The 22958-nt window shown below is 69.1% G+C and carries 20 protein-coding genes; 11 read left to right on the top strand and 9 right to left on the bottom strand.

The genetic code is table 11. The annotated features are described in order from the left end of the window. The first annotated feature begins 53 nt into the window (after positions 1-53). The 3 genes from GS4_RS00795 to GS4_RS00785 are packed head-to-tail and all read left to right on the top strand — an operon-like array spanning position 54 to position 3414. Positions 54-1283, top strand: coding sequence for a cysteine desulfurase family protein (locus tag GS4_RS00795; RefSeq protein WP_051989572.1), 1230 nt, complete (start codon positions 54-56; stop codon positions 1281-1283). Further along, entirely contained in the window at positions 1283-2407 is a 1125-nt protein-coding gene (gene mnmA, locus GS4_RS00790) for a tRNA 2-thiouridine(34) synthase MnmA (RefSeq protein ID WP_007616500.1), read from the top strand. Before GS4_RS00795 ends, mnmA begins: the two co-directional genes overlap by 1 nt. Continuing rightward, positions 2404-3414, top strand: coding sequence for a uroporphyrinogen decarboxylase/cobalamine-independent methonine synthase family protein (locus GS4_RS00785; protein ID WP_007616498.1), 1011 nt, complete (start codon positions 2404-2406; stop codon positions 3412-3414). Before mnmA ends, GS4_RS00785 begins: the two co-directional genes overlap by 4 nt. Before the next feature lie 44 nt (positions 3415-3458). Here the strand turns inward: GS4_RS00785 and GS4_RS00780 are convergent, their stop codons facing one another. After that, positions 3459-3842: an MmcQ/YjbR family DNA-binding protein gene (locus tag GS4_RS00780; protein ID WP_040508912.1), complete on the bottom strand. Its 384-nt coding sequence runs from the start codon at positions 3840-3842 to the stop codon at positions 3459-3461. Positions 3843-3937: 95 nt separating this feature from the next. On the opposite strand from GS4_RS00780, the gene ligA reads away from it, so the two are divergent. After that, positions 3938-6022 (top strand): NAD-dependent DNA ligase LigA, encoded by a 2085-nt coding sequence (gene ligA / locus GS4_RS00775; RefSeq protein ID WP_007616492.1) that lies wholly within the window; start codon positions 3938-3940, stop codon positions 6020-6022. A 72-nt stretch (positions 6023-6094) separates the two neighbouring features. Here ligA and GS4_RS00770 read toward each other — a convergent pair whose 3' ends face one another. Both GS4_RS00770 and GS4_RS00765 read right to left on the bottom strand, forming a co-directional pair. After that, positions 6095-6775 carry an ACT domain-containing protein gene (locus tag GS4_RS00770; protein WP_007616490.1) on the bottom strand — a complete coding sequence of 227 codons (681 nt, stop codon included), beginning with the start codon at positions 6773-6775 and terminating at the stop codon, positions 6095-6097. Positions 6776-6805: 30 nt separating this feature from the next. Continuing rightward, a complete protein-coding gene (locus GS4_RS00765; RefSeq protein WP_007616487.1) occupies positions 6806-7129 on the bottom strand; it encodes a YbjQ family protein in 324 nt (107 codons plus the stop codon). A 169-nt stretch (positions 7130-7298) separates the two neighbouring features. Here GS4_RS00765 and gatC point away from each other — a divergent pair, with 169 nt between their 5' ends. Together gatC and gatA are read left to right on the top strand one after the other, a co-directional pair. After that, complete coding sequence (gatC, locus tag GS4_RS00760; RefSeq protein ID WP_007616484.1) at positions 7299-7613, top strand: Asp-tRNA(Asn)/Glu-tRNA(Gln) amidotransferase subunit GatC; 315 nt, start codon at positions 7299-7301, stop codon at positions 7611-7613. Next, positions 7610-9097 (top strand): Asp-tRNA(Asn)/Glu-tRNA(Gln) amidotransferase subunit GatA, encoded by a 1488-nt coding sequence (gatA, locus tag GS4_RS00755; RefSeq protein WP_007616482.1) that lies wholly within the window; start codon positions 7610-7612, stop codon positions 9095-9097. Before gatC ends, gatA begins: the two co-directional genes overlap by 4 nt. Positions 9098-9217: 120 nt before the next feature. Here gatA and GS4_RS00750 read toward each other — a convergent pair whose 3' ends face one another. After that, entirely contained in the window at positions 9218-10477 is a 1260-nt protein-coding gene (locus tag GS4_RS00750) for an alpha/beta-hydrolase family protein (RefSeq protein WP_007616480.1), read from the bottom strand. After that, entirely contained in the window at positions 10474-11217 is a 744-nt protein-coding gene (locus GS4_RS00745) for a hypothetical protein (protein WP_245555526.1), read from the bottom strand. Before GS4_RS00745 ends, GS4_RS00750 begins: the two co-directional genes overlap by 4 nt. Positions 11218-11395: 178 nt before the next feature. Between GS4_RS00745 and GS4_RS00740 the strand changes: the two genes are divergently transcribed. The 3 genes from GS4_RS00740 (at position 11396) to GS4_RS00730 (ending at position 14790) form a co-directional block, all read left to right on the top strand. Continuing rightward, positions 11396-12769, top strand: coding sequence for a sensor histidine kinase (locus GS4_RS00740; protein WP_007616477.1), 1374 nt, complete (start codon positions 11396-11398; stop codon positions 12767-12769). 10 nt (positions 12770-12779) lie between these two features. Next, positions 12780-13436: a response regulator gene (locus GS4_RS00735; RefSeq protein WP_007616476.1), complete on the top strand. Its 657-nt coding sequence runs from the start codon at positions 12780-12782 to the stop codon at positions 13434-13436. A gap of 319 nt (positions 13437-13755) precedes the next feature. After that, positions 13756-14790, top strand: coding sequence for an ATP-dependent 6-phosphofructokinase (locus GS4_RS00730; RefSeq protein ID WP_007616474.1), 1035 nt, complete (start codon positions 13756-13758; stop codon positions 14788-14790). Positions 14791-14812: 22 nt separating this feature from the next. Here the strand turns inward: GS4_RS00730 and GS4_RS00725 are convergent, their stop codons facing one another. Continuing rightward, positions 14813-15061 (bottom strand): PspC domain-containing protein, encoded by a 249-nt coding sequence (locus GS4_RS00725; RefSeq protein WP_007616473.1) that lies wholly within the window; start codon positions 15059-15061, stop codon positions 14813-14815. Positions 15062-15207: 146 nt separating this feature from the next. Here GS4_RS00725 and gatB point away from each other — a divergent pair, with 146 nt between their 5' ends. Beyond that, a complete protein-coding gene (gene gatB / locus GS4_RS00720) occupies positions 15208-16710 on the top strand; it encodes an Asp-tRNA(Asn)/Glu-tRNA(Gln) amidotransferase subunit GatB (protein WP_007616472.1) in 1503 nt (500 codons plus the stop codon). Positions 16711-16839: 129 nt separating this feature from the next. On the opposite strand, the gene GS4_RS00715 is transcribed toward gatB, so the two are convergent. Further along, positions 16840-17916 (bottom strand): PQQ-dependent sugar dehydrogenase, encoded by a 1077-nt coding sequence (locus GS4_RS00715; RefSeq protein WP_040509018.1) that lies wholly within the window; start codon positions 17914-17916, stop codon positions 16840-16842. A gap of 172 nt (positions 17917-18088) precedes the next feature. Here GS4_RS00715 and GS4_RS00710 point away from each other — a divergent pair, with 172 nt between their 5' ends. Then, positions 18089-19402 (top strand): DoxX family membrane protein, encoded by a 1314-nt coding sequence (locus tag GS4_RS00710; RefSeq protein WP_007616470.1) that lies wholly within the window; start codon positions 18089-18091, stop codon positions 19400-19402. Positions 19403-19516: 114 nt separating this feature from the next. Here GS4_RS00710 and ilvD read toward each other — a convergent pair whose 3' ends face one another. Next, entirely contained in the window at positions 19517-21361 is a 1845-nt protein-coding gene (gene ilvD, locus GS4_RS00705) for a dihydroxy-acid dehydratase (protein ID WP_007616468.1), read from the bottom strand. Between the two features lie 220 nt (positions 21362-21581). After that, on the bottom strand, positions 21582-22919 hold the full coding sequence (gene mgtE / locus GS4_RS00700; protein WP_007616467.1) for a magnesium transporter: 1338 nt from the start codon (positions 22917-22919) through the stop codon (positions 21582-21584). Between the last annotated feature and the right edge of the window lie 39 nt (positions 22920-22958).

The raw sequence follows: 22958 nt of genomic DNA, 5'->3' as shown, positions 1-22958 counted from the left end.
GGGCGGGCGTCGGGAATTGGTCGGTGGTGTCGTCGCGTTTATCCTTGACGCATATGTCCAGCAGCCGTTCTGACGAGACGGTGCCGTCCCGGGCACCGGTCTACCTCGACCACGCCGCGTCCACCGTCCTGGTGCCCGAGGCCGCCGAGGCGATGGTTGCCGTGTTCGCCCACGTCGGGAACGCGTCGTCGCTGCACGGGTCGGGCCGGTGGGCACGTCGGCGGCTCGAGGAGGCCCGCGAGGCCATCGCAGGTTCGGTGGGCGCCCGACCGTCCGAGGTGATCTTCACCGGCGGCGGCACCGAGGCCGACAACCTCGCCGTCAAGGGCATCTTCTGGGCGCGCCGCAACGCCGACGCACGCCGCCGACGCGTCATCGTCTCCGCGGTCGAACACCATGCCGTGCTCGACCCCGCGCAGTGGCTGGCCGACGAGGACGACGCCGAGTTGGTCGTCCTGCCGGTGGACGCCTTCGGGGTGGTGTCGGTCGCGGGCCTGCGCGCCGAACTGTCGGAGCACGCCGACGAGACGGCCCTGATCTCGGTGATGTGGGCCAACAACGAGGTCGGCTCGATCCAGCCGATCGCCGAGATCGCCGCACTCGGCGCCGAGTTCGGTGTCCCCGTCCACTCGGATGCGATCCAGGCGGTCGGACACCTGCCGGTCGACTTCGCCGCCAGCGGGCTGTCGGCCATGAGCATCGCCGCCCACAAGTTCGGTGGACCGCAAGGCGTCGGCGCCCTGCTCATCCGTCGTGACGTGCCGTGTGTCCCGCTGCTGCACGGTGGCGGTCACGAGCGCGACATCCGCTCGGGCACACAGGACGTGGCCGGCGCGTCGGCGATGGCGGCGGCACTCCGGGTGGCGGTCGACGCGTTGCCCGAGTCGATCGATCGCGTTGCCGCCCTTCGGGACCGGCTCTTCGAGATCCTGCTGGCCATCCCCGACACCCGGGTCAACGGTCCACTCGGCGACGCCCGCCTCCCCGGCAACGTGCACGTCTCGTTCGAGGGATGCGAGGGCGACTCGCTGCTGATGCTCCTGGACGCCAACGGGATCGAATGCTCCACCGGTTCGGCCTGCACCGCCGGTGTCGCACAGGCAAGCCATGTGTTGCTCGCCATGGACCTCGACGTCGCCACCGCGCGCGGCTCGCTGCGCTTCTCGCTCGCGCCGACCACCACCGACGCCGACCTGGATGCGGTGGCCGAGGTCATCGTGCCCGTGGTCGAGCGGGCCCGCGCGGCCGGTCTCGTGTCGTCGCCGGCCGGGAAGGGAAACTGATGCGTGTGCTGGCCGCGATGAGCGGCGGAGTCGACTCGGCGGTGGCCGCGGCACGTGCGGTCGAGGCGGGGCATGACGTCGTCGGCGTCCACCTGGCGCTCTCGACGGCGCCCGGCGCATTGCGCACCGGCTCGCGCGGATGCTGCTCACGAGAGGATGCCGACGATGCGCGCCGGGCTGCCGACGTCCTCGGTATCCCGTTCTACGTTTGGGACTTCGCAGATCGCTTCAAGGAAGACGTCATCGACGAGTTCGTCGACGCATATGCGGTCGGTGAGACGCCCAATCCGTGCCTGACCTGCAACGAGAAGATCAAGTTCGCGGCTCTGGCCGACAAAGCGATCGCGCTGGGCTTCGATGCACTCGCGACCGGTCACTATGCGCGGCTCGTCGACGGCGAATTGCGTCGGGCCGTGGACGACGACAAGGACCAGTCGTATGTGCTGGCAGTGCTGACCGCCGACCAGCTGTCCCGGGCCCTGTTCCCGGTCGGCGACAGCCCGAAGTCGGAGATCCGCGCAGAGGCGGCCGATCGCGGACTGGCCGTGGCCGACAAGCCGGACTCCCACGACATCTGTTTCATACCGACCGGCGACACGCGTGCCTTCCTCGGGGCGCGCATCGGTATCCGGCCGGGTGCGGTCGTCGACGGTGCCACCGGTGACCGTCTGGCCGACCACGAGGGCGTCCACGGCTTCACCATCGGTCAGCGCAAGGGCCTCGGCATCGACGCCCCCGCCGCCGACGGTCGGCCGCGTTACGTGACCGGGATCGATCCTGAGTCGGGCACCGTGACGGTCGGCGCGGCCGAGGATCTGCACATCTGGCGGATCACCGCGGGTCCGGCGGTGTGGACCTCGGGCGTCGCACCCGAGGGGCCGATCGAATGCATGGTCCAGGTCCGCGCACACGGCGGACTCGCACCCGCGGTGGTCACCCCGACCGAGGTCGATGGTGTGCCCGGCCTCGACATCGCCCTGTCCGAACCGCTGACCGGCGTCGCCCGCGGTCAGGCCGCCGTCGCGTACCTGCCCGACGCCGACTCCGGCGACCTGGTGGTCGGCTCGGGGCGGATCCGCTCGACCAGCCCGGTTCCGGCCACCCCGGCATCCCTCGACGCGTGAGCAGTCCGTTCGCCGGTCTGGGCACCGGTGTCGGATCGATGCCGCAGGTTGCGCCCACGCAGGCCGCCGAGATCGTGACCGGAGAGCTCGATCTCGCGTTCCTGCCGGAATTGCCGTCCCGCGGTCTGGGAGCCGATCTCATCGGCCGGATGGCCGCGCTGCTCGTCGACATCCCGCTGGACGTGTCGAGCCGGGGGTACCGTCTGTCGGCCCGTCCGTCTGCGGTGAGCCGACGTGCCGACGAACTCCTGCGCCGAGACCTCGACGCGATCGAAGAGCTCTGGGACGGGGCCGGTTTCATCGGCACGGCACGGCCGTTCAAGATCCAGGCGTGTGGACCTTTCACACTCGCCGCGTCGGTGGAGGCCGGGGGCGGTCACAAGGCGATCCGCGATCGCGGAGCGTGGACCGATCTCGTCGAGTCGACCACCGAGGGCCTGCGTGTGCACGCAGCAGAAGTGGTCCGTCGCCTGGGCGTCGAGGTCCTGGTGCAGATCGACGAACCGTCGGTCGGCGCCGTGATCGACGGTCGGGTGACCCCGTTGAGCCGTCTGGACACGGTCCCGCCGGTCCCGGTGGCCGATGTGGCGGAGGCGCTCTCGGGGCTCGTCGAGAAGCTCGGGCATCCGGTCGTCGTACACAGCTGCGACACCCCACGCTGGGATCTGATCGACCAACTGCCCGCAGCCGGCTTCTCGCTCGACGTCACCGCACTGACGACCGCCGATCTCGACGGCATCGGCGGTCTCGTCGATCGCGGGGCACTGCTGGTCGCAGGGATCGTGCCCAGCACCGAACAGTCGAGCCCGCTGCACGCGGACGAGGTCGCCGGTCGCCTGGCCGCACTGGTCGATCGGATCGGACTCGATCGGGAGGTGTTGGCGCGCAACGTGATCGTCACACCGACCTGCGGGCTCGCCGGCGCCACCCCGATGTGGTCGGTTACTGCACTCGGATTGTGTGCGCGCGCCGCGCAGGCGCTCGCGGAGGACCCGACCGCAGTCTGAGGCCGAAGCGGGCCCCACCTCGTCGGCAGGCAGTGTCCGGTGGGTCAGCGGGCGTCGAGTTCGGCGATCGCCCTTTTCGGCGCCACCGACCGGTAACTCGCGTCGAGCAGCTCGCCGACCTCGGTCCAGTCGGAGTCCTCCTCGAGGAGCAGACCGAGCCAGCCGTAGGGGCCCAGATAGGCGGGCAGGAAGAAACGCTCGTCCGACAGCAGCGCTTCGCGTTCGGCGGCATCGGGGATGAACAGGATCGACTGGTCGTGGCGCGGACCGCCCTTGACCATCCCGCCGTAGTTGCCGAACATCTTGCCGCAGCGGAACGTCGGGCGACCGTGTGCGACGACCTCGGTGGCTTCCGGGAGTGCCAGCGCCACCTCACGGACGCGGCCCAGGATCGGGTCCGCGTCGTCGAACATGATCTCGTGGGCCATGCCGGCCAGGATAGTGGGCTGCGCGGCCGGCTGCGCGTGATCCGCTACTCCCGAGTCGGGGGATCGATGTCGGTCGGCTTCGATAGGCTCGGGACGTGTCAGACGACGTGGAAGAGCAGGGAACGGGCGCGGCCGTTCGCGAACAGTGGTCGACGCTGGCCGACGAGATCCGCGAGCACCAGTTCCGTTACTACGTCAAGGATGCCCCCGTCATCACCGACGGCGAGTTCGACCACCTGCTGCGTCAGTTGCAGGAGCTCGAGGCCGAGCATCCCGAACTGGCCGTGGCCGATTCGCCGACCAAGCTGGTCGGCGGCGGGTTCTCCACCGCGTTCACCGCGGTGGACCACCTGGAGCGGATGTTGTCGTTGGACAACGTCTTCGACTCCGACGAGATGCGCACCTGGGTGGATCGCACCGAGAACGAGACCGGGCCCCACACCGCGTACCTGTGTGAGCTCAAGATCGACGGCGTCGCACTGGCCCTCGTCTACGAGAACGGTGTCCTGACGCGAGGCGTCACGCGTGGCGACGGTCGCACCGGTGAGGACGTCTCGCTCAACGCGCGCACCATCGACGACATCCCACAGCGACTCACGGCCACCGACGACTACCCGATCCCCGCGGTGCTCGAGGTGCGCGGTGAGGTCTTCTTCCGCGTGGAGGACTTCGAGGCGCTCAACGCCTCGCTGGTGGAGGACGGCAAGGCCCCGTTCGCGAATCCGCGCAACTCGGCCGCGGGCTCACTGCGTCAGAAGAATCCGCAGGTCACCGCCCGCCGACGGTTGCGGATGATCTGCCACGGAATCGGACACACCGAGGGCTGGCGACCGGAGTCGCTGCACGACGCGTACCTGGCACTCGGAGAGTGGGGTCTGCCGGTGTCGGCGCACACCACCCGGTTGACCTCCACCGACGAGATCCTCGACAAGATCGTCTACTGGGGCGAGCATCGGCACGACGTCGAACACGAGATCGACGGCATCGTCGTCAAGGTCGACGACGTGACCCTGCAACGTCGGCTCGGGTCGACATCCCGCGCACCCCGATGGGCGATCGCCTACAAGTACCCACCCGAGGAGGCGACCACCACGCTCCTCGACATCCAGGTGGGTGTCGGACGTACGGGTCGGGTGACCCCGTTCGCTGTGCTGAAACCCGTGCTGGTGGCCGGGTCGACGGTGTCACGCGCCACCCTGCACAACGAGTCCGAGGTGCGGCGCAAGCAGGTGCTGATCGGAGACACCGTCACCATCCGCAAGGCCGGCGACGTGATCCCCGAGGTGCTCGGGCCCGTCGTCGACCTCCGCGACGGCAGTGAGACCGAGTTCGTGATGCCCACGCACTGCCCGGAATGCGGAACAGCACTGCGGCCGGAGAAGGACAGCGACGCCGACATCCGATGCCCCAACGCCGAATCGTGCCCGGCGCAGTTGCGGGAGCGCCTGTTCCACCTGGCCGGGCGCGGTTCCTTCGACATCGAGGCGCTCGGCTACGAGGCGGCCACGGCGTTGCTCACGTCGGGGGTGATCACCAACGAGGGAGATCTGTTCTCGCTCAATGCCGACGACCTCGCCCGGACCGACCTGTTCGTCACCAAGAACGGCGCACTGTCGGCCAACGGCAAACGCCTGCTGGCCAATCTGGACGGCGCCAAGGAGGTTGCGCTGTGGCGAGTCCTCGTCGGCCTGTCGATCCGTCATGTCGGCCCCACCGCCGCGCGCGCCCTGGCGACCGAATTCGGTTCGCTGCAACGCATCCAGGACGCCACCGCCGAGGAACTGGCGGCCACTGAAGGGGTCGGCGCGACGCTGGCGCAGAGTGTGCACGACTGGTTCGCTGTCGACTGGCATCGAGACGTCGTCGAGAAGTGGCGTGCGGCAGGGGTCTCCATGGAGGACGAGCGCGACGAGTCCATCGCCCGGACACTCGAGGGCAAGACCATCGTCGTCACCGGATCGCTGCAGGACTTCTCTCGCGACGGCGCGAAAGAGGCCATCCTCCAGCGCGGCGGGAAAGCATCGGGGTCGGTCTCGAAGAAGACCGACTACGTGGTCATCGGCGAGTCACCGGGGTCCAAGGCCGAGAAGGCGGAACAACTCGGGGTCCCGATCCTCGACGAGGACGCCTTCAAGGTGCTTCTCGAGACCGGCGAAGGCCCTGAGCGCGCCGAGTCGTAGCGCGACCGGTGCCGATTCTGTAGTACGAAACGACTCCCGGAGTCGTTTCGTACTACGAAAACAGCTGGTGGGTCAGGAATCCGAGCGCAGGACGGTGGAGACGATGCCCGCGAGGTAGCCGAGTCGGGCCACCTCGGACGGCCGGAAGTCGGGCCCGCCGATGCGTCCCAGCAGGATCGCCCGCTCGCCGGCCCGGTCACCGGAGCCGAGGGGAGCAGCCGCGAGACGCGTGTCCATGTCCTGCCAGGCTGTCGGCACCCACTCGGCGTCGGGATCGAGCTGAGCGGCCCGGGTGATCGGCAACCAGTCGGCACGGGTCAACGGGGTCTCGGGGGCACCGGAGCTGCCGAAGAGTTGCAGCACGCCGCCGCTGGCGCTGGTGATGACGGTCGCCCAGGAGACGCGCAGCACTCGCGGCGCGTTGTCGACCAGTACCTGAAGCCGGTCGCGCCCAGCGGTCGCGACACGATCGACGAGCTCGAGCTCGCGATGGGTGTCGAGCACACCGGAGTACGGCCGGATCGAGTCGACGTGGACGCCCTGCACCTTCTCGGCAGCGGTGATCAGGGTGTCGGGGAGCGAGCCGGGGGCCACCTCGACGACCAGGTCGTCGACCGCGAACCCGTCACCGCGCTCGACCACCTCCAGGGACAGGATGTCGGCACCCACCTTGCCGAGCTGCACGGCGAGCACACCGAGACTGCCGGGACGGTCGGTCAGCGAAACCCGTAGGAGGTAGGACACGCGGGCCATTGTCGCACCGCGCCGACCACCCCGCTCACGTCAGGGCGCCGCCTCGATGCCGACTGCGGTGCCGTAGGCGCAGACCTCGATACCCGTGCCGCCGTACTCGGTGGTCTCGAACCGGAACGCGACCACACCGTTCGCGCCCCGACGCTCGGCTTCCGTCGCCAGGCGCTGCAGGGCCTCCTGTCGGCACTCGTGCAGTAGCGAGGTGATGCCCTTCAGCTCGCCGCCCGCCATCGCCTTGAACCCGGCTCCGATGTTGGAGCCGATGTGGCGGGACCGCACGGTCAGCCCGAAGCACTCGCCGAACACGTGCGCGATCCGGTAGCCGGGAATGTCGTTGGTGGTGACGATGATCACCTGTCCAGCGTACGACCCGGGGGAGGGTCCGGGTGGACGAATCGACCGGTCGCGGATCGGGGTCGGGCCGGCTACCGCCGACTGTCGGCGTCGGCGGTCGCGGATGCTCATCGGTACCCGACTAGTCTTGTGGGGTCATCGATCGGCCAGGAGAAAGGAAGCGATCGACATGTCCGGCGACACCGGCTCCGCCATCACCCGCGAGGAGGTCGCCCATCTCGCGCGGCTGTCCCGGCTGGCATTGACCGACGAGGAACTCGACCAGTACGCGGGGCAGCTCGATTCGATCCTCGCGCATGTCGCCCAGATCTCCGAGGTCGCTGCCGACGAGGTGCCCGGCACCGCGCATCCCGCCGAGCTCGCGAACGTACTCCGAGCCGACGTCGTGGTGCCCGGACTGACCACCGATCAGGCCCTGTCCGGCGCACCCGCCGTGGAACAGGATCGGTTCGCCGTCCCGCAGATCCTGGGAGAAGAGCAGTGACCGCCGCCCCCCGCGCCGCCGGCGACCTGACCGGGTTGTCGGCCGCAGATCTCGCCGACAAGATCGCGAGCCGTGAGGTCTCGTCGGTAGAGGTCACCCAGGCCCATCTCGACCGCATCGCCGAGGTCGACGACCAACTCGGTGCCTTCCTGCACGTCAGCGGAGCCGAGGCGCTCGTCGCCGCGAAGGCAGCCGACGACGCGGTGGCCGCGGGCGAGGCGCCCTCGCCGCTGGCCGGTGTGCCGATCGCCCTCAAGGACGTCTTCACCACCGTCGACGCCCCGACGACCTGTGGCTCGAAGATCCTCGAGGGGTGGGTCCCGCCGTACGACGCGACCGTGACCGCCCGCCTGCGTGCGGCCGGCATCCCGATCCTCGGCAAGACCAACATGGACGAGTTCGCGATGGGCAGTTCGACCGAGAACTCCGCTTATCAGGTGACACGCAACCCGTGGGACACCACGCGCATCCCCGGTGGCTCGGGTGGCGGCAGCGCCGCGGCGCTGGCCTCCTACCAGGCGCCGCTGGCGATCGGCACCGACACCGGTGGATCGATCCGGCAGCCGGCTGCGGTGACCGCGACGGTCGGCGTCAAGCCCACGTACGGCACCGTCTCGCGCTACGGCCTGGTGGCCTGCGCGTCATCGCTCGACCAGGGCGGTCCCTGCGGCCGAACGGTCCTCGACACCGCGTTGCTGCATTCGGTGATCGCCGGACACGACCCGCGCGACTCGACCTCCATCGACGTGCCCGTGCCCGACGTCGTCGGTGCCGCCCGCGCGGGAGCCGAGCAGGATCTCGCGGGCGTCCGGATCGGTGTCGTCAAGGAACTGCAGGGCGAGGGCTACCAGGCGGGCGTGCAGGCGTCCTTCCGAGCTGCGGTCGACGTGCTCACCGCTCGCGGTGCCGATGTCGTCGAGGTGTCCTGCCCGCACTTCAGCTACGCGCTGGGGGCCTACTACCTGATCCTGCCGTCCGAGGTGTCGTCCAACCTGGCGCGCTTCGACGCGATGCGATACGGCCTGCGCGTCGGCGACGACGGCAGTCACAGCGCAGAGGATGTCATGGCGCTGACCCGTGAGGCCGGCTTCGGCCCGGAGGTCAAGCGCCGCATCATGATCGGCACCTACGCGCTGTCGTCGGGCTACTACGATGCCTACTACGGGCAAGCGCAGAAGGTGCGAACGCTGATCTCACGTGACTTCACCGACGCGTTCGAGAACGTCGACGTCCTGGTCTCGCCGACCACACCGACCACCGCCTTCCCGATCGGGGAGAAGGTCGACGATCCGCTGGCCATGTACCTGTTCGACCTCGCGACCCTGCCGGTCAACCTGGCCGGCATCGGCGCGATGTCGGTGCCGTCAGGGCTCTCCGACGACGGACTGCCCGTCGGATTGCAGATCATGGCTCCAGCCCTGTCCGACGACCGGCTGTACCGCGTCGGCGCCTCGTACGAGGCCGCGCGCGGCCCCGTCGGCTGAGCCGACACCCATCACCTGACAGCCGAGGCCGGCCGGTCCGAACATCCCGACCGGCCGGCCTCGTCGTGGTCGGTGACCCAGCGGTGTCGACCCACGCGGCCGCGTCGTCGAACCAGCGTCTCACCCGTCCGAGAGCGAGGTGGTCGACGACTGCTCGGCGCCGTACCGATGTCCGGCTCCCGCCGGGACGTCGAGTGCGGCCAGCAGGTCGACGCTGGTCTGTACGAAGTCGAGGACGGGCACCCACGGCATGCGATGCACGGTTGCACCCACAGCTCGTGCATCGGTTGGCGGCACCGGTGGCCGCCACAGCAGTGCGGGTGACCACCGCGGTACCGGATCGGACCGGTTGGCGACGATGGTCCGCGGTGATCCGCTGGGAACCGGGTCGATGGTGTCGCCCGGGACACCGGCGAGCATGGTCGCGGTGACCAGGCCCGGGTGATGGGTGTCGGCCCAGACGCGGGCCGACTCCGCGCCGATCGCGCCCAGGCTCTGCCCATAGAGGTGGATCGGCGGCCAGCGACGTCCGGCGTCGCGGTCGCGGGCGGCCCGGAGCGCGTCCAGTAGAGCGATCGCCGACCGGCCCGCCCCGCCGCGATCCTGGACGAAAGCCCGCCATGAGGACTCGTCGGCGTACTGCAGGGCCAGCGTCGAGACCCGGCCGTCGAACCGTCGCTGAAAGGCGTGCACTGCCGACCGGTCGACCCAGCCCGACCCGGTGGGGACGGCGAGCAGTACCGCGCGGTCGTCGGCGCCGCCGCCGTCGAGCCATTCGTTCACCACCGCCACCGCCCGCGCTGCGAGGCTCTGCCGGTCGAGTGCACCGTAGATCACCGGGGCGTCCGGCGAAGACATCTGCGCGGCGGCGATCGCGTCGGGCGACGACATCGATGCTGCCGACGGCGCTGCCGGCGCGGTGGACTCGGCGGTGGACGCGGGGACGTAGCCGGCCAGCAACGCCGCGATCATCGAGACCACCGCTGCGGTGATCCGGGGAACGTATGCCAGCGCGGCGACGATCATCGCGGCCGGCCCGATGGTGATCGCCCACCACCCCACACCGGCAGCAGGTAGTCCGAGATCGCCACGGATGACGTTCTGACACAGCGTGGTCGCGATGCTCATCGCGCCGACGGTCACGGCTGCGCCGAGCGCCAGCTGTCCGGTTCTCGGGACATGATGTCCGGTGCGGCAACGGATGTGCGTCCACGCCAGGCCGAATAACGTACCCACGGCGGTGAACAGGGCGACGACCAGTCCGGAGACGGTCGCCTCGCGCGGCATCCCACCGGGATACAGCGCGATCAGCGCGCCGACGGCAGCACCTACCGAGATCGGATCAGTTGGTGGGTGGTGTCGTGGCAGGCGCCGGCTCACGCCGGCACCCCGGAACGGACGTCGGTGACCGCCGACCAGACGCGTGCCGCGCCGGACGTGAGGATCTGCTCGGTGTCCTCCGGTCGAGGGGGTCCGTCGTGCTGTCGCCAGGTGTTGACCGCCAGCGCGAGTCGCGCCGACTCGGCGGCGGCGACACAGGTGCTGTTCGTGCACGAGCGCTGCATCCGGTCGGCGAGCATTCTGTCGAGGTCACGACGCGCCCAACCGCCGAGCGGATGCCCCGCCCGCTCAGCGTGTCTCAATACGTCGTAGCCGAAATCGTGGGTGCGGCAGAGTTGTTCGAAGTGAGTGGGCATCGGGAGCGGCGACGAGCAGCCATCTCCGGTCGGGTTGGTCGGGTAGCCGTCGACGATCCTCGGGCGATAACCGAACTCGGCGACGAAGTCGGCAGGCAGCGCCGCGACGCTGTCGGCCGGATGGCGGCCGGTGAGGAGACGGATCACCCTGGCGTCGTGCGGTTCCTGGCTGTGGGCGGAGACACGATCGACGGTTCCGCCACTGTCGGTGCCGATGGATTCGCGGTGCAGGGCGTCGGCGCGTGCGGTACCGATCGCCAGTCCGACGCCGGCGATCATGATCGCCAACGTGGTGCCGATGGTCTTGGGAGAGAGATGGACCCGGCGGTGGAGACGGACGGACCCGGACGCCATGGTCAGCATCCGGCGCATCAGGGACAGCAACAGATCACGGGCAGTGGACAGTCGGGTTCGGATTCGCATGACGGTCACACTGCTCGCGGACTTCTCATCGGACATCGCCCGTCGGTCCGGTTCTCGACTCGATCCGGGCGTGATCCGACCCCCGGGTCTCATCCCGACGGTGGACAGACGAGATCACTCAGAAGTATGAGGACTCGTCGGGCAGCGCCCTCTACCGTGAGTGCTCGAGGTGATGAACATGTTTCGACGGTACAGATCGCGGCGTGCGGACGGTCGGCCCCACCGACTGCGGCGAGGGGTGGTGGCCGCGGGTTCTGCGATGATGCGAGAGCTCTCCGAGTTACCCGCTGCCCAGGATCCCGCAGTTCAGCGGTACTTCTCGTCGCGAGTCAACTGGTTCTTCCTGTTCGCCGCGCTCGTCATGTATTCGATTGCCTGGCCGACCCTGCCGCTGACCCACGAACTGCCTGCGTACACGCTTCCGGTGGTCGCGGCGTTCGCCTCCCTGCCCCTCGCGCTCGCCTGGGCCGCACCGACGGTCGGCTGGGCTGTCTCCGTGGTGTCTGCGCAGGTCATCGGCCTCATCATCCCGACGGCCAACGGATGGCCCTGGTCGATCCAGGTGACGCATCTCATCGTGCTGCTGGTCCTCACCACCTGCACCTACCTCCGCGGACCACTGACCTGGTTGCCGGTGGTCTGGGTCAGCACCTGTCTGGTCATCTACTTCGCGGCCCCCGGCAACGACGGACTCGGTTGGGCCTTCGGGCTCACGTTCCTCGCCATCGTGGTGGCACTGATCCGATTCCTGGTCCGTTCCCGTCGCCAGCTGCGCGCGCGCACGGAGGAGACCGAACTCGCCGAGTCGCAGAAGGTCGTCCTGGAGGAGCGGGCCCGGATCGCGCGAGATCTCCACGATGTCGTCGCCCATCGGATGTCGGTGGTGGTGGTGATGGCCCAGACCGCCCGCTACCGCCTCTCCGAGGTGAGCGACGAGGCTGCCGGCGAGTTCGACGAGATCGCCAGCGCTGCGCGCACCTCGCTGAACGAGGTCCGCCAGTTGTTGGGCGTGCTCCGGCTCGAGGGTGACGCACCGGCTGCACCCAATCCCGGGCTCGACGACATCGAGGCACTGGTCGATGCGACGCGCCGGACCGGTGCCGAGGTCACCCTGGTCGACGAGCTGGATCATTCGCTGGTCGGCGACACCGCCGCGCTTGTGGTGTACCGCATCATCCAGGAATCCCTGGCCAACGCGACCCGCCATGCGCCCGGTTCGCGGATAGACGTTCGCGTGATCGCTCACGGCACAGCGGGTCTCGAGGTCGGTGTGCGCAATTCGGTCGCCACCGCGGCGCCGATGGGTCTCTCCGGCGGGGGTGCCGGTATCCCCGGGATGATCGACCGCGCGAAGACCGTGGGTGGCACCCTCGGGGCCGGTCCGACCCCGGACGGGGGATTCGCCGTCCGGGCCCTGATCCCGCTGGGCGAGGCGACGATCCGGATGATCGACGAGACGCCGACGGTGTCGGGCGACCGTCCAGCGATCGAGGGGTCGGCGACGTCCGCCGGAGTGCCGACCTCCGCCGGAGACCGACCCGGTACCCACTAGGCTGCACCTCGTGCCCATCACCGTTGTGATCGCCGATGATCAGGCCATGGTGCGTCAGGGGTTCTCGGCGTTGCTCGCCGCCCAGGAGGACATCTCCGTGCTGGGCGATGCCGCCGACGGGGTCGCGGCCGTCGAGGTCGTCACCCGGCTCCAGCCCGACGTCGTACTGATGGACGTCCGGATGCCTCAGCGGGACGGACTGTGGGCCGCCGAACAGATCCTCGGGCCACATCGCACCGAGCGCGAGACCCGGGTCCTGATGCTCACCACCTTCGACATCGACGACTACGTCTACGAGGCCCTCCGCATCGGAGCGTCAGGATTCCTGCTGAAGGACGCACCGGCGGAGGAGTTGGTGCGCGCGGTACGCGTGGTCGCGGCAGGCGAGGCTCTGCTCGCGCCGTCGATCACCCGACGCCTGATCACCGAGGTGACCGCGCGTCGGTCCCGTGGGCGGACGCCGTCCCGCGCCGCGGACGTGCTCACCCCGCGCGAGCGAGAGGTCCTCGACCTGGTTGCGGACGGCAAGTCGAACGGGGAGATCGCGACCGAGTTGTTCGTCTCCGAGCAGACCGTGAAGACGCACGTGAGCAGCGTGCTCGGCAAGCTGCAGCTGCGCGACCGCGCGCAGGCCGTCGTCTTCGCCTACGAGAACGGTCTCAAGTAGCCCGCGATTCGTCGATCGTGCGCTCGAGCTCGTTCATCGTGCGCCGGAGCACGTCGATCGTGCGCTTGAACTCGTTCATCGTGCGCTGATCTGTAGCCGGGAAGAGGTAGAGGCGCACGGTCAACGCTCTAGAGCGCACGGTCAACGATCCAGAGCGCACGGTCGACGATCTGGAGCGCACGATCGACGTGCTCGGGTGTCGCGTCTTGCTGCGCGGACCCCGGGTATCCGGCGCGCGCGACCGTCGGCCACTAGATTGGGGCAGTGATCGGATCCGCTACCGGATGCGACGGCGGACCGACAGGGAGGCTTCTCGACGATGGGCAAGCGGTTCGGCATCCTCACCTCCGGCGGCGACTGCCCCGGCCTCAACGCCGTCATCCGCGGCGCGGTGCTCAAGGGGGAGACCGTCTACGGCCAGGAGTTCGTCGGGTTCCGCGACGGATGGTGGGGTCTCGTCCACGGCGAGGTGATGGATCTCGACCGCTCGGTCGTCCGCGGTCTGTCGCACCAGGGCGGAACGATCTTGGGCACCAGTCGATTCGGGCCGTATCAGGAACCCGACGGCGGCGCGGAGAACATCGCGAAGGTCCTCGATCGGCTCGATCTCGACGGCGTGGTCGCCATCGGCGGTGAGGGAACCGCATCGGCGTCGAAGCGACTGTACGAGGACGGCATCAACATCGTCGGCGTCCCCAAGACCATCGACAACGACCTCGACGCCACGGACTACACCTTCGGTTTCAACACGGCCGTGGAGATCGCCACCGAGGCGATCGACCGACTACGGACCACCGGCAACTCCCACAAGCGCTGCATGGTGCTCGAGGTGATGGGGCGCCACGCCGGCTGGATCGCGCTCTACTCGGGGATCGCGGGCGGTGCCCACGCCATCCTCATTCCCGAGCAACCGGAGAGCATCGACCAGATCTGTGCATGGGTGACCAGCGTCAAGAAGCGCGGTCGTTCGCCGATGGTGGTGGTCGCCGAGGGGTTCAAGCTGCCCGAGATGTCCGACGCCCACTCGACCAAGGGGCTCGACGGGTTCAACCGTCCGCGACTCGGCGGCATCGCGGAGGTGCTCGCCCCGTTGATCCAGGAGCGGACCGGCATCGAGACGAGGGCCACCGTGCTCGGGCACATCCAACGCGGCGGTGTCCCCACCGGTTTCGATCGTGTGCTCGCCACCCGCCTGGGGATGGCGACCACCGATCTGATCGCCGACCGCGGTTGGGGCCAGATGGTCGCGCTGCGCGGCACCGACATCGTGCGGGTCGGCTTCGACGAGGCGCTCGCCAACCACAAGACGGTTCCCCAGGATCAGTACCAGGAGATCCGCGTCATCTTCGGATGACGCGGACCCCAGGGCATCGGCCTCAGACGGCGGGTGGGTAGGCGATCGGTGCGACGGTGCCCGGAACGGGTTCGCGAGGGATGATCAGCCACAGCACCAGGTAGAGCAGTACCTGCGGGCCAGGCAGCAGGATCGACAGCACGAACAGCACCCGCACGAGCGTGGCGTCGATGCCGAACCGCCGTGCGAGTCCGCCGCATACACCGCCGAGCCAGGAATCGCTCCGCGAACGCATCAGCTTGCGGGTGGGGTCGGTGGTCTGGATCGTCATGATCGATGTCCTTTCGTCTCCATCGACGCTACGGACGCCGATCAGCATCGGCATCGGGGTTTCCCCTGAACGTGACCCGGGAATCAGGTGGCCCGCGGGGCTCACCCCCGTCTCGTCCCGGTCGGCCGACGAATAGACTGATCGCCATGACTGCAGCCGCCGTGGAGCTCATCGACTATGACCAGGTGATCGAGAAGTTCGACCCGGTCATGGGCCTCGAGGTCCACGTCGAACTGGGCACCGCCACCAAGATGTTCTGCGGATGCCCGACCACCTTCGGAGCCGATCCCAACACCCAGGTGTGTCCGGTCTGCATCGGGTTGCCCGGATCGCTGCCGGTCGCCAACGAGAAGGCGATCGAGTCCGCCATCCGCATCGGGTTGGCGTTGAACTGCTCGATCCGGCCCTCCAGCGTCTTCGCGCGGAAGAACTACTTCTACCCGGACCAGCCGAAGAACTACCAGATCTCGCAGTACGACGAGCCCATCGCCTTCGACGGTCACCTGGACGTCGTGCTCACCGACGGCACCGAGTGGCGCGTCGAGATCGAGCGCGCGCACATGGAGGAGGACACCGGTAAGTCGCTGCACATCGGCGGGTCGGGACGTATCCACGGAGCGAGCCACTCGCTGCTGGACTACAACCGTGCAGGTGTGCCGCTGGTCGAGATCGTGACCCGACCGATCGTCGGTGCCGGCGCCCGCGCACCCGAGGTGGCCCGGGCCTACGTCACCGCACTCCGCGATCTGCTGAAAGCCCTCGACGTCTCCGACGTCCGGATGGATCAGGGATCGTTGCGCTGCGACGCCAACGTCTCGCTGAAGCCCACGGGGGCCGCCGAGTTCGGTACGCGCACCGAGACCAAGAACGTGAACTCGCTGAAGAGCGTCGAGGTCGCGATCACCTACGAGATGCGCCGCCAGGCGGCCATCCTGCTCGCGGGCGGCGAGATCGTCCAGGAGACACGGCATTACCACGAGACGGACGGCACGACGTCGGCCGGACGGCGCAAGGAGACGGCCGAGGACTACCGGTACTTCCCGGAACCCGATCTCCCGCCGGTCCAGCCCGCCGCGGAGTGGATCGAGCAGCTGGGCACCACGCTGCCGGAACTGCCGTGGGTGCGCCGCGCCCGGATCCAGGAGGAGTGGGGTGTCTCCGACGAGGTGATGCGCGACCTCGTCAACGTCGGTGCGGTCGACCTGATCATCGCCACCGTCGACGCCGGCGCGGGCGCCGAGGCCGCCCGCGGCTGGTGGGTCTCCTTCCTCGCCCAGCAGGCCAACAGCCGTGAGGTCGAGCTGGCCGACCTGACGATCACCCCTGCCCAGGTCGCGTCGATCATCGGCCTCGTCGACGAGGGCAAGCTCACCACCAAGCTCGCGCAACAGGTCGCCGTCGGCGTCCTCGACGGCGAGGGCGAGCCCGAGCAGGTCGTCGCCGACCGCGGACTCGAGGTCGTCCGCGACGACTCCGCATTGCAGAAGGCGGTCGACGAGGCGCTGGCCGCCAACCCCGACATCGCCGAGAAGATCCGCGGCGGCAAGGTCGCGGCAGCAGGCAAGATCGTCGGCGACGTGATGAAGGCGACGCGCGGCCAGGCAGATCCCGCCCGTGTCAAGGAACTGGTCATCGCCGCCTGCAGCTGAATCGGGTACTGGCGTGACGACCTCGTCGGCTGAGGTCTTCTGAGGTCGCAGCCGTCCGCGGCCCCACGGCGTCGCCGACCGACGTCACATGCGTCGTCGACGCACCTCAGCCGAATCGACGGATGCCGATCAGGTGCGGTCTTCGGACGCCGACGGCGGGAAGAACTTGACCACGCGGTCATCGGTACTGACCGGCTTACCGCTCTCGCGGTTGACGGTCGCGAACTGGATCAGGCCGTTCTCGAGTGCGGTCATCCGCCCCAGTGCGCCATAACGCTTCTCGAGCGCGACGGTCGGCGGTGAGATGGTCGGCCGCTGCCGCGTCGGCTCGTTGATGCCGAGGATCTGCTGGGTTCGGGTGGTGGAGACGAAGATGCTGCCGGCCGAGACCGCGCATCCCGCGATCTGAGGCTTGTCCGGCCAGGTCCACAACGGCTTGAGGCCGCTTCGTTCGAGCACCTGGATCCGGTCCTCGGCCGGTGCCTGGTCGGCGATGTACAACGAACCGCTCGTCGGGCTCGGGCACAGCGACACGTTGGACCCCAAGCCGGAGGCCAGGATTCGAGGTCGGGGGTTGTCACCGGACCCCAGGGCGGTCACGAGCAACACCTTGCCGGCCAACGAGCCGGGGTCACCCGCGGATGCCGGATTGCCGGCATCGCCGGTCGCGACCACCAGTTCTCGTGGTGTCCGGAAGAACATCGCGCCCATGTTCCCGGTCTGGCCCTTGGGAATCCCGGTGAGGATCGGCTTGGGTACGTCGCCCGGTGCCAGGCGCACGATCCTGTTGTCCGACGGCGTCGTCACCAGGGCGTAGATCAGCTGGTCCTGCGCATAGGTGGGGGACAGGGCGAAGTCGACGAGTCCGCCGTCTCCCGAGGAGTCGACCGGAACGGTGCCCAGGACCCGTTGCGGTCCATACCGTTTGGTGGTGACGATCCGGCCCGTGGTCCGTTCCGCGACGGTGGTCACGTCTCCTTTGTCGTCACCGGCACGCACGCCGCCGGTCGATGCGAGGCAGGTGGCGATGACCGCGGGATCGGGATCGACACAGGGACCCGGCGGGGGTGGCGGCTGTGTCTCGGTCGGCGCGCTGCGCGGCGGCGGGGTCTGCCGGATCGCCATCGACTCGTTGTTCGCGCTGAAGGTGCCGGCGTCCTTGGCGCGATCCTGCTCGGTGAAGTCCGCGCACCCGGCCAGGACCATCGCGACCACTGCGACGAGGATCACGGCCGCACTGTGGCGACGACGTACGCCGGCATCGGTGCGACCGTGCCCGTCGCGCTCGCGGATCATGCCAACCACAGTAGGCGATCGATCACGACCCACCGTGCGCTGATCGTCGGGCACAGCGCCGGGAACCTCTAGAGTCGGGCATGTGAGCGAACGTGACACGAACGCGACCAGCGGTTCCAGTCCGTACGACGAACCGACCGGGGAGATCGACGCCGGCGAGCTCGAGCGAGCGGCAGCCGAGAACCCACCCAGCGGCCCGCGGGCGACGGCGGGCGAGGCACTGACCCGGCGGCCGTCGACGACGGCGGATCGGGACTCCTTCTACGCACGGCACGCGACCGACCCGGGGCGGGGTGTGTCCCGGGTGGACGATCTCGACGACCTGGACCCGGACGACGTCGACACCACCGCCATCCCGGCCGGTACGCCCAGATCCGCAACGGGCCGCCCGAGGGCCGGATCGACCGCACCGACGGTGCCCGCGCCCGCAGCGCCGGGCAGCGACCCTGCGGGTCCGCCCGCTGCAGGACCGCCCCGGGCGGGTTCGGGGGCAGCCGGATTCGGAGCGACCGGACCCGCGACACCGAAGGACCCGGCCGACCCGACGGTCGCGTTCCCCGCCGCCGCACCCGTCACGTCCGCGAAGTCGGGACGTCGACCCGCGCCCGACCCCGCGGAACCCGTCGCCGACGAGACGGCCACCACCGCGTTCGCCGCAGGCGATCCACTGCCACCGGCGGCCCCCGAGTTCGATGCGCCGACATTCGACTCCCCGGCAGCCTACGACTCGCCGGAGACCCGACACCTGTACGACGAGGCCGACCACGACGAACCGTCGGATCGTCGGCTGCGCGTGGCCGAGGACGAACTCGAGGACGCCGAGCGACGCGCGCGGCGCGGCACACTCGACATCGGTCTGTTGCTGCTCCGCGTCGGTGTCGGCGCGATTCTCGTGGCGCACGGGGCGCAGAAGCTCTTCGGGCTGTGGAACGGTCCTCGCCTCAGCGGATTCGAGGACTTCTTGCTGAACTCGACGAATCCGGCGATCGGGTTCACACCGGACGCCGCGCGGCCCCTCGCGATCGTCGGCGCCATCACCGAGACGCTCAGCGGTGTGCTCCTGGTCGTCGGACTGTTCACGCCCGTCGCGGCCGCGGGTGCGCTGGGTGTGCTGCTGATCGCGGGCGCGTACAAGTCGACGCTGGCAGGTGGGGTGTGGTTCTTCGCCGCCGACGGCAACGGCTCCGGGATCGAGTACGAATTGCTCCTGGCGCTGGCCGCCGCGGTGATCATCCTGACCGGCCCCGGTCGGATCGCACTCGACGCGCCGCGGGGCTGGGCGCGCCGACCGTCGTGGGGATCGTTGCTGCTCCTCCTCGTCGGGATCGGCGCTGCGGTCGCGGTGTGGATGGTGTTCAACGGGACCAACCCGTTCAACTCACCCGGTAACGGCTGATCCCGACACCCGTCGGATCACGAGAGCCCCGGACAGCACTCCGCCCCGTGTGGTCGGACCACCCGTGATCGGGTGGGAGACCTCGCGGGGCGGAGGTGTGTGGAGCGGCGGTACCTAGTCGACGTGCCGGACCGCGCCACGGTCGGCCGAGGTGGCCAACTTCGCGTAGGCGCGCAGTGCGGTGGTGACGTGCCGTTGGCGATCCTTGGGCTGCCACGGACGCTCGGACGCCTCCATCTTCGCCCGACGCTCGGCCAGCACCTCGTCGTCGACGAGGACCTTGAGCTGACGCGTCTTGACGTCGATGAAGATCGGGTCGCCGTCCTCGACGAGTCCGATGGCCCCGCCGGCGGCGGCCTCGGGCGACATGTGTCCGACCGACAGACCCGACGATCCGCCGGAGAACCGACCGTCGGTGATGAGCGCACACTTCTTGCCCATGCCGGTGCCCTTCATGAAGGCGGTCGGGTGCAGCATCTCCTGCATGCCGGGGCCGCCGGACGGTCCCTCATAGCGCACGACGAGCACCTCGCCGGCCTGGATGGTCTTGGAGAGGATCACCTGCACGGCGTCTTCCTGACTCTCGACCACGCGAGCGGGTCCTTCGAAGTGCCAGAGGTCCTCGTCGATGCCGGCGGTCTTGAGGATCGCGCCGTTCGGCGCGAGGTTGCCCTTCAGGACGCACAATCCGCCCTCGACCGTGTAGGCGTGCTCGAGATCACGGATACAGCCACCGGCCGCGTCGGTGTCGAGGCTCGACCAGCGGTTGGCGGTCGAGAACGGTGTCGTGGTGCGGACACCACCGGGCGCGGCGTGGAAGAGTTCGAGCGCCTCGTCGGTGGGCGAGCCGCCGCGGATGTCCCAGTCGTCCAGAAATGCGGCGAGGGTCGGCGCGTGGACCGTGCTCGCCGAGTCGTCGACCAGGCCGGCGCGACGGAGTTCGCCGAGAATTGCCGGTATTCCGCCCGCACGGTGGACGTCTTCCATGTGGTAGTCGGAGTTCGGCGACACCTTCGACAGGCACGGGACGTTTCGACTGATCTGATCGATCACGTTCAGGTCGAAGCCGTCGACCTCACCCTCCACCGCGGCCGCGAGGATGTGCAGCACGGTGTTGGTGGAACCGCCCATGGCGACATCCAGCGCCATCGCGTTGCGGAAGGCGGTGGCGGTCGCGACGTTGCGCGGCAACACCGACTCGTCGTCGTCGCGGTACCAGCGGGTCGCGGCGTCGACGATGACACGACCGGCACGCTCGAACAGGGCGTGGCGCGCCTCGTGGGTGGCCAGGGTGGAACCGTTGCCGGGCAGAGCGAGTCCCAGCGCCTCGGTGAGGCAGTTCATCGAGTTGGCGGTGAACATCCCCGAACACGAACCGCAGGTGGGACAGGCGGACCGCTCGACCTCGGACAACGCGTCCTCGTCGACGTCGCTGTTGGCCGACGCCGAGATGGTGGTGATCAGATCCGACGACGGATGGACGATGTCGCCGACCACCACCGCCTTGCCCGCCTCCATCGGACCGCCGGAGACGAAGACGGTCGGGATGTTCAGACGCATCGCGGCATTGAGCATGCCCGGGGTGATCTTGTCGCAGTTGGAGATGCACACGAGTGCGTCGGCGGTGTGCGCGTTGACCATGTACTCCACGGAGTCGGAGATGATCTCGCGGCTGGGCAGCGAGTACAGCATGCCGCTGTGTCCCATCGCGATCCCGTCGTCGACGGCGATGGTGTGGAACTCACGGGGCACGCCGCCCGCGGCGCGCACCGCGTCCGCCACGATCTCGCCGACGTCCTTGAGGTGGACGTGACCGGGCACGAACTGGGTGTACGAGTTCGCGATCGCGACGATCGGCTTGCCGAAGTCGTCGTCGGTCATTCCGGTCGCCCGCCAGAGCGAGCGGGCACCGGCGGCCTCGCGGCCGACGGTCGTGGTGCGGGACCTCAGGGCTGGCATGGTTCCTCGATCAGGATCGATGGTCCGCACGCGGGTAGGCGTACGGGCACTGGTGAGTCGGACTGATGGGGTCGACGTGCGGCTGCGGAGGTTGTTCACGCGCCGCGGACATCGGCCTCGCGCGGTGGCACCGAGGATGACGCCGCCACCGGTGCTCATCAGGCTACTCCGCGGTGTCGACCTCGATTCGTCCGCCGGTGTCGCCCGGCGCCGGACATCGTCAGATGCCGAGGACCGCTCGGGCGATGAGGAAGTAGATGATCAGCCCGGTCGCGTCGCAGAAGGTGGAGATGAACGGGGTCGAGAACACCGCGGGGTCGACGCGGATGACCCGGGCGATCAGGGGCATGACCCCACCCACCGTCGCGGCCATCGTGCAGACCGCGAGGATGGTCGTCGCGATCACGGTGCCGATGTCGACGCCGTAGACCAGTGTCGCGACGACGAACCCGGCCACGCCGAGTCCCAGGCCCATGGTCAGGCCGACCCTGGCCTCCTTGCCCGCGACCCGGGCGATGTCGCGCGGCGCCGCCTCGTCGACGGCGAGGGCCCTGGTGACGGTGGTGGCCGCCTGTGATCCGGTGTTGCCGCCGATGCCTGTCAGCAGCGGGATGAAGAGGGCGAGCGCCACCCGCTGCTCCAGGGTGCCCTCGAAGATCTCCAATACGTTGACCGTCAGGATGGCCGACACCGCGAGCACGAACAGCCACACGATGCGGGCGCGGGTTATCGACAAGATCGACGACGCGAGATACGGGGCATCGAGGGGCTCGCGCGCTCCGGCGCGGGCCTCGTCCTCGTCCCTGGCCTGTTCGATGATGTCGACGGCATCGTCGATCGTGAGCACCCCGACGAGGCGTTCCTCGCTGTCGACCACCGGCATCGCCAGGATGCCGCGGTCGACACAACGCTGGGCCGTGGGTTCGGCGGAGTCGTCGACATGGGCGAAGATGGGCTGCCGCAGGTGATCCCGCACCGGGTCGGACTGATCGACGAGGAGCAGGTCGCGCAGCGATACGACCCCGCAGAGGTGTCGCGTGCGGTCGACGACCGGGACGGTGTAGATGGTCTCGGCGGCGTGACCGCGGGTCTTCACCCGTTCGAGGGCTTCGCCGACGGGCTCGTCGGGGTGGGCGTGCACGAATTCCGGACTCATCCGGCGGCCGACGGAGCCCCGCCGGAAGCCGAGGACCGTGGCCGTCCGCTCACGCTCCCGTGGCGAGAGTCGCTGGATCAGCGAGTTGGCGACGGTCGCGGGTAGTTCGTCCAGCAATTCGGCGCGGTCGTCGGGGTCGAGTGCGTCGAAGGCGTCGGCGACCTCGGCGGTGCCGAGGTCGGCCACGAGGTCGCGCTGGGCGGCCGGACTCAGATCGTCGAACACCTCGACGGCGGCGTCCTTGGCCAGCAGACGGAAGACGATGGGACGCCTGCGTCGGACGAGTTGTTCGAGTATCGCCGCGACGTCGCCGGGTGGCATCGCTGCCACCGCTGCCGAGATGGCGCCCAGATCGCCGTCGCGGACCAGGTCGTCGATGCTGCGAACCTCATGAACCGTCACATGCGGACGATAGGCGGCGCGCGGAGGCCGGGGCGCCGT

Origin of the sequence: Gordonia soli NBRC 108243 (assembly GCF_000334455.1) — a bacterium.
Lineage (GTDB): Bacteria > Actinomycetota > Actinomycetes > Mycobacteriales > Mycobacteriaceae > Gordonia > Gordonia soli.
This window is presented reverse-complemented; position numbering and strand designations above follow the sequence as displayed.